This window comes from Roseovarius sp. A-2, assembly GCF_002072155.1.
In the GTDB taxonomy this organism is placed as follows: domain Bacteria; phylum Pseudomonadota; class Alphaproteobacteria; order Rhodobacterales; family Rhodobacteraceae; genus Roseovarius.
This window is the reverse complement of sequence record NZ_BDIY01000007.1, coordinates 157,806-163,911: the sequence shown is the minus strand read 5'-3', so window position 1 is coordinate 163,911 and position 6,106 is coordinate 157,806. Positions and strand designations below refer to the sequence as shown.

7 protein-coding genes and 1 pseudogene are annotated in these 6,106 nt (G+C 63.3%); 6 read left to right on the top strand and 2 right to left on the bottom strand.

The annotated features are described in order from the left end of the window. Window positions 1-123 precede the first annotated feature (123 nt). Complete coding sequence (locus tag BHD06_RS10885; RefSeq protein ID WP_080457040.1) at window positions 124-327, bottom strand: hypothetical protein; 204 nt, start codon at window positions 325-327, stop codon at window positions 124-126. A 342-nt stretch (window positions 328-669) separates the two neighbouring features. Between BHD06_RS10885 and BHD06_RS10880 the strand changes: the two genes are divergently transcribed. From BHD06_RS10880 to BHD06_RS10860, 5 genes are all read left to right on the top strand, one after another. After that, window positions 670-1,278, top strand: a complete 609-nt coding sequence (locus tag BHD06_RS10880) for a holin-associated N-acetylmuramidase (RefSeq protein ID WP_080457039.1) — start codon at window positions 670-672, stop codon at window positions 1,276-1,278. Further along, entirely contained in the window at window positions 1,272-1,838 is a 567-nt protein-coding gene (locus BHD06_RS10875) for a holin family protein (RefSeq protein WP_080457038.1), read from the top strand. The genes BHD06_RS10880 and BHD06_RS10875 overlap by 7 nt, the downstream gene beginning before the upstream one ends. A 78-nt stretch (window positions 1,839-1,916) precedes the next feature. After that, on the top strand, window positions 1,917-3,881 hold the full coding sequence (locus tag BHD06_RS10870) for a heme lyase CcmF/NrfE family subunit (RefSeq protein WP_080457037.1): 1,965 nt from the start codon (window positions 1,917-1,919) through the stop codon (window positions 3,879-3,881). Beyond that, a complete protein-coding gene (locus tag BHD06_RS10865) occupies window positions 3,878-4,330 on the top strand; it encodes a cytochrome c-type biogenesis protein (protein WP_080457036.1) in 453 nt (150 codons plus the stop codon). The genes BHD06_RS10870 and BHD06_RS10865 overlap by 4 nt, the downstream gene beginning before the upstream one ends. Window positions 4,331-4,403: 73 nt before the next feature. Then, window positions 4,404-5,183 (top strand): enoyl-CoA hydratase-related protein, encoded by a 780-nt coding sequence (locus tag BHD06_RS10860; protein ID WP_254892386.1) that lies wholly within the window; start codon window positions 4,404-4,406, stop codon window positions 5,181-5,183. 27 nt (window positions 5,184-5,210) lie between these two features. Here BHD06_RS10860 and BHD06_RS10855 read toward each other — a convergent pair. Continuing rightward, window positions 5,211-5,707, bottom strand: a pseudogene (locus BHD06_RS10855) (thiosulfate oxidation carrier complex protein SoxZ); the annotation flags it as partial. A gap of 297 nt (window positions 5,708-6,004) precedes the next feature. Here BHD06_RS10855 and pqqA point away from each other — a divergent pair. Continuing rightward, window positions 6,005-6,103, top strand: a complete 99-nt coding sequence (gene pqqA / locus BHD06_RS10850; protein ID WP_050662718.1) for a pyrroloquinoline quinone precursor peptide PqqA — start codon at window positions 6,005-6,007, stop codon at window positions 6,101-6,103. Window positions 6,104-6,106 lie beyond the last annotated feature (3 nt).

Below are 6,106 nucleotides of genomic sequence, written 5' to 3'. Positions count from 1 at the left end.
AGCCCCAGAGGACATTGCCGTCCGCCGTTAACCCGGACGCAGATCACGCTCGAGCTCGTCATGGCACCCTCGCGCAAAACATGGTCTCACGGCCGATCATACAGGTGTCGTGAATTATCCGGGTTAACCGCAACCGATGCCACCGCAGTTGGCACGCCCGGCGGCGGCCAGTTCGGCGAACTTGTTGACGTCTTCCATGCTCATCGCCGAAATTGCTTCCTTGTTGGCGAGCAGAGTACGGACAGGCCCACCGGCAAGCGCCTCCGCGACTTTCTCAAGGTCGCGACCGCTCAGGTGGGTAAGATCGGGGGTATCTCTTTGGGCCATATTATCCTCCATAAGCTATAAACAATGAATGGCTGCAGGTCGTCGAAATTTTGTGAAATGCAACCAAGAGAAGAATAACACAAAAGTGACCTTACGTGAAGTAAAGTTATATTGACAGGTAGGCGCTTGTTTTCGCAACGGTTTACCAAAGCAATACCGCGAATCAATTCGGGGTTGCACAATGCAGAACGGTGCAACCTTTATGTACTCGGCGTTTGCCGAAGGAACGCCACGATAAAAAAACGGGTCGGCAAGACGACCGCGCGCGGCGCTTTCGGCTCGTTAACCCCTATGACCTGATCCTTGTCGGCGATGTTTCACGCGAGAAAATAGGGCAGGCGGATGCAAAGCATTGAACAGATAGCCGAAGAGATCGTCGCGCGCGAGGGCGGCTTCGTGAACGACCCTGACGATCCCGGCGGGGCCACCAATTTCGGGGTGACGATCCACACGATGCGGCGGCTGGGGCTTGATCTCGACCGCGATGGCGACGTGGATGTCGGCGATGTGAGGGGGCTCAGCCGGGGGCAGGCGGTGGCCATCTTTATCGATCATTTCTATCGTCGGCCCGGTATCGCGGGTCTGCCTGAGGCGCTGCGCGCCAGCGTCTTTGACATGTATGTCAATGCCGGTGCCAACGCGGTGAAGATCCTGCAACGTCTGCTGCGCGAAATGGGCGAGGCGGTGGATGTGGACGGAATCATCGGACCGCAGACGCAGGCCGCGGCGGCGCGCGCGGCACATGCGGCCCCGGATCACATCGCCGATGCCTATGGGATCGCGCGGCGCAATTATTACTTTGCCCTGGCCGATGCCCGCCCCACGAGCCGCAAGTTCGCGCGGACGCGCTCGGGCGGCAAAGGCGGCTGGATTCGCCGCGCCGAAGAGTTCATTGCGCCGCGCTTTCACCTTGGCGATCGGGCATTTCAGGAAAGGGTGGCGGCATGGTGATGGATATCCTGCGGGCATTGTTTGGTGCCGGTGGCAACGTGGTGCGCGACACTGCCGAGGTATTTCGCGTCAACGCCGAGGCCGCCGATCAGCGCCGGTTCGAGACGCAGCGCGCCGCGCTCGACCAGATGGCGGCGGAGTTTCGGGACACCGGGCGCGGGCTGTTCGACCGGATCATCGACGGCATGAACCGCGTTCCGCGCCCGGCCCTGGCACTCGGCACCCTGGCGCTTTTCATCGCGGCGATGGTCGACCCCCTGTGGTTCGGCGAGCGGATGGCGGGGCTGGCGCTGGTGCCCGATCCGCTCTGGTGGCTGTTGGGCGCGATCGTCAGTTTCTATTTCGGCGCGCGCTATCAGGTGAAGGGGCAGGACTTTCAGCGCTCCATCGCCGCCACGCTGGCGCGCGCGCCGCAGGTGGTGGAGAGCGTGGCGCACCTGCGTGCCTTGCGCGCGGACAGCCCCGGTGCCGCCGACCCCGGCTCCAATGCCGATATCGCGCTGCACGTGCTCAACCCCTCAGGCAATCCGGCGCTGGAGGAATGGCGCGCGAAAGGATGAACTCGCCCGCGACAATGTGAACCGCGCCCTGCGCCGATTACGATTGGCGCGGGGGCGAGCCTGCGTTATCTCTGACGCATGATTACAGAACTCGGTCACTTCGCCCTTATCCTGGCTTTTCTCGTCGCCTGCGCGCAGGCGGTCATCCCTCTGATCGGCGCGCATAAACGCTGGCCAGGGTGGATGGCCTTTGCCGAACCTGCGGCGACGATACAATTCCTGCTGACGGCGGCGTCTTTTGCGGCGCTCACATGGGCCTTTGTCACCTCGGATTTCTCGTTGCGGCTTGTCACGCTGAACAGCCATACCGACAAGCCGATGCTCTACAAGATCACCGGCGTGTGGGGCAATCACGAGGGCTCGATGCTGCTTTGGGTGCTGATCGTCACGCTCTTTGGCGGGGCGGTGGCGTGGTTCGGCGCGAACCTGCCGCCCTCGCTCAAGGCGCGGGTGCTGAGCGTGCAGGCGATGATCGGGGCCGCGTTCTTCGCCTTCATCCTGCTCACCTCCAACCCGTTTTTGCGGATGGGGACACCGCCATTCAACGGGCAGGATCTCAACCCGCTGCTACAGGATCCGGGCCTCGCGTTTCACCCGCCGTTCCTCTATCTCGGTTATGTCGGGCTTTCGATGACCTTCTCCTTTGCGGTGGCCGCCCTGATCGAGGGGCGGGTCGATGCGGCCTGGGGCCGTTGGGTGCGGCCCTACACGCTGGCGGCGTGGATATTCCTGACCATCGGTATCGGCCTTGGGTCCTGGTGGGCTTATTATGAATTGGGTTGGGGCGGCTTCTGGTTCTGGGACCCGGTCGAAAATGCCAGCTTCATGCCCTGGCTGATTGCCGCCGCCCTGCTGCATTCCGCCATCGTGGTGGAAAAGCGTGAATCCTTGAAAAGCTGGACCATCCTGCTGGCGATCATCGCCTTCGGGTTTTCTATGATCGGTGCCTTCATCACCCGCTCGGGCGTGCTGACAAGCGTACATGCCTTCGCCACCGACCCCGAGCGCGGCGTGTTCCTGCTGGGCATCACCGCGGCCTTCATGATGGGGGCGCTCACGCTGTTCGCGGCACGCGCCAATGTCATGCAGGCGCGGGGCGTGTTCAGCATGGTCAGCCGGGAATCGGTGCTGGTGCTCAACAATATCCTGCTGGCGGTGGCCTGTTTCGTCGTGTTCATCGGCACGATGTGGCCGCTGATCGCCGAGATGGCGTTCGACCGAAAACTCTCGGTCGGCGCGCCATTCTTCAACGCCGCATTCACCCCGTTCATGGTGGCTCTGGGCCTGGTTCTTCCGGTCGGGGCGATGCTGGCATGGAAGCGCGCGACGGTGGGCCGGATCGTGCGTCAGCTGATCCCCGCCTTCGCGTTGGCCGTGGCCATCGGGGCGCTGGCTTGGGCGATGCAGTCCGGGCGCTCGGCGCTCGGGCCCATGGGTCTGTTTCTGGGGGCCTGGCTGGTTGCGGGGTCTGCCGTCGATATCTGGGCACGCACCGGGCGCGGCACCGGGCGGCTGGCGCGCCTGACCCGTCTGCCACGCGCTGACTGGGGCAAGGCGGTGGCGCATGGCGGTCTGGGCGTGACCATGGCCGGGGTCGCCGCGATGATGGCCTGGGAGGCCGAGGATATCCGGGTGCTTCAGGTCGGACAGGATTTCGAGATTGCGGGCTACGGGCTGCGCCTCGACGAGGTGCATCAGGAGCAGGGTCCGAATTACGTGGCCACCAAGGCCACCTTTACCCTCAGCCAAAACGGCCGCGAGATCGCCGAGATGCAGCCCGAAAAGCGCGTCTATCCGGTGGCGCAGATGCCTACGACCGAGGCGGCGCTCGATAACGCGTTCCTGCGCGACATCTACGTGGTGATCGGCGATCCGCAGGAGGGCGGAGGATGGGCCGTGCGCAGCTATTACAAACCGCTGGCGAACTGGATCTGGGGTGGTTCGATCCTGATGGCGCTTGGCGGATTCCTGTCGCTCAGCGACCGCCGCTACCGGGTTGCCGCCGGGGCGCGCAAGCTGCCGCAAGGGGTGCCCGCGGAATGAAACGCCTGTTCCTTGTACTCTGTGTGATCACGGCCCCGGCGTTTGCGGTGCAACCGGACGAGATTCTCGACAATCCGGTGCTGGAGGATCGCGCGCGCGATATCTCGGCGGGCCTGCGCTGTCTGGTCTGTCGCAACGAAAGCATTGACGATTCCAACGCCGAACTGGCCCGCGACCTGCGCCTTCTGGTGCGCGAGCGGCTGGTGGTGGGGGACACCAACGAGGAGGTCGTCGATTTCGTCGTCGACCGTTACGGCGAATACGTGCTGCTCAAGCCGCGCACCGGCGGCTCCAACCTGCTGTTGTGGATGGCTGGGCCGATCATGCTGGGCGCGGGCCTGCTGATGGCAGGGATATACCTGCGCGGCCGGGCGCAAACACCCGAACGCGCGGTCGCCCGTCTGAGCGAGGCAGAAGAGCGCCGCCTGCGCGAGATTCTCGACGACTGACGCGCCGTTGCCCTTGGCCCGGGGGCAACGATAGGGTTTGATCCCCGAGACCATGTCAGGAGGGCCGATTCCCGTGAAAGATTACCAGACCATCACGCTTGAGATCATCGAGGGCGTTGCCGTCCTTTGCCTCGACCGGGCCGACAAGATGAACGCGCTCAATACCCAGATGCGCGCCGAGATCACCGATGCGATGACCCATGCCGGACGCGCGGCACGCGTCGTGGTGCTCACCGGCAAGGGCAAGGCGTTCTGCTCCGGTCAGGATCTCAGCGACGGCGGCAATGCCGCGACCCTCGATCTGGAGCGCGTGCTGCGCGAGGAATACGTGCCGATGCTGCGCGCGATCACCGACTGCCCGGTGCCGACGATCAGCGCGGTCAACGGGCCTGCGGCGGGGGCAGGGGCCAACCTGGCGCTCTCGGCGGATGTGGTGATCGCGACAGAGGCGTCCTATTTCCTACAAGCCTTTACGCGGATCGGCCTGATGCCGGATGCGGGCGGTACATGGGCGCTGCCGCGTCAAATGGGCATGGCCAAGGCGATGGGAGCCGCCCTATTTGCCGAGCCGATCAGCGCCCGGCAGGCCAGCGATTGGGGGATGATCTGGGAATGCGTCAGCGACGAGGGCTTCGAGGCACATTGGCAGGCGCGCGCCGCGCATCTGGCCAAGGGTCCGACACAGACGTATCGCGCCGTCAAGCAGGCGATCCGGGGCACCTGGGATAACACTATGGATCAACAACTTGATCTTGAGGCCAAGCTGCAAGGTGCCTGCGGCCAGAGCCGCGACTTTCAGGAGGGCGTCATGGCGTTTCTCGAAAAACGCCCGGCGCAGTTCGAGGGGCGTTAAGGCAGCGGACGGCCGCGATCGGCTATCCGCCCCCTTGGGCAGCACCCTCTCGAACCGGTCGCCCTCGGTATCGGTGGCCATCACGCGCAGGTCGGTCGATCCGTTGTCGTCATATGAAAATCGGAAGACCGGGTTTTCCGAGATCGAGATGCCGCCATCCTTGGTAAAGAGCATGTCGTTGCCCTGCCAGACCTCCATATGGTCGATGAAAGGGGCGGGGATGAAAAGCTGGGTGATCTGGTCGCGCTACAACCCGGAATAGTTGGCGTGGCGCACCATGCTCTGAGCCTCGCGGCGAGGGCCGAACAGCCGCCCGACGCCTTGTCAAAGCGCCCGGTCATGTGCAGTCCATCGTCGGTTTCGGCGATGACACGGACGTTGGAATACTGGTTCACGCGCACGCGCAGTTCGAAATCGAGCGGGGCCATCGCCTCGGAAAAGCCCGACTCCGCAGCCATCGGGGCGGGGTTTTCGTCAATCACCACGGTCGCCTTGTGGATGCCGGCGCTGGTGGCGGTCTGTTTGTGCAGGAGAAGCAATCCTTACCCTGTGCCTGATTGAACCGCTCCGGGAAAACCAGGGCGGTTCAGATGTCTATAGCGGGTATCTGCGGCGCAAGCTGTCTGCCGGTGATTTTGGATTCGAGATTAGGTCCAGACGCAGCAAGGGGTTTTGCGTTGAGGGCATTCCCCCCCGCATCGCCCCCCCTTGATGCCGACCAAAGTCGGCATATCTCTTAAAAAAATAAGGGTAGCCCGAGTACCAGTGATCTGGCAGTCTGGCACTGTCATAAGGACATACCAATGAGGAGGACCCCTGTCATGGCATGGACCAAACCCACGCTCCGCGAAATCGAGTGCGGCATGGAAATCAACATGTACGGCCCGGAATTCGAAGACGACCGCGAAGTGCTGTTCTGAATA